Source organism: Corynebacterium pilbarense (genome assembly GCF_026930265.1).
GTDB lineage: Bacteria > Actinomycetota > Actinomycetes > Mycobacteriales > Mycobacteriaceae > Corynebacterium > Corynebacterium pilbarense.
In genome coordinates this window covers 1-557 of sequence record NZ_JANRML010000137.1, presented here as the reverse complement: position 1 = coordinate 557, position 557 = coordinate 1, and the positions used below count along the sequence as shown (strand labels likewise).

Genomic DNA, 557 nt, shown 5'->3' with positions numbered 1-557 from the left:
CCGCCACGGATGAGCACATCTTGGGTCTTCATCACCGCTTCAAGCTCGGCGCGCAAGCTGCCTTTGCCCTGGATGTACAAGGCACTGTAGATCGCTTCGTGGGAAATACGCATGCTTTCATCATCGGCGAAAGCATGCTGAAGCCACACACTGATGCGCCCGGGCGACCACCGGCGGGCAAGACACGTCACCACCACAGCACGAAGTGCCGGGTTGTCGTCGAGCTTGCGCACCTTCGGCCGGTGCGCACGCGCCTTGGCGCCCAGGCCGGCTTGCCGGGCGTTGTAGTACACCGTGGCCTCACCGTCTTCGCCGGGAACTTCCCACCCGTTGCGGGCGATTTCCCGGCTGATCACGCTATGGTGGCGCCCCAGAAGTGCTCCGATCTGTCTGGCTGACATTCCCTGGCTGCACCCATGTTGGATCGTCAGGCGGTCTTCATACGACAGTCGGACTCCGCGGCCGACTTTCACACGGTCCTCGGCATAGTCGGCAGGCGCGTGGCCTGCCTGTGTTTTCATTGGTGCTGGCACGGAATCAACTTTGCTGTGTGCAGG

General features: G+C 62.3%; 1 protein-coding gene. It reads right to left on the bottom strand.

Annotated elements, in window-relative coordinates; all coding sequences use genetic code 11:
- Positions 1-557: helix-turn-helix domain-containing protein (locus tag NUW87_RS11575; RefSeq protein ID WP_439099506.1), on the bottom strand; the 557-nt coding region annotated here is incomplete at both ends.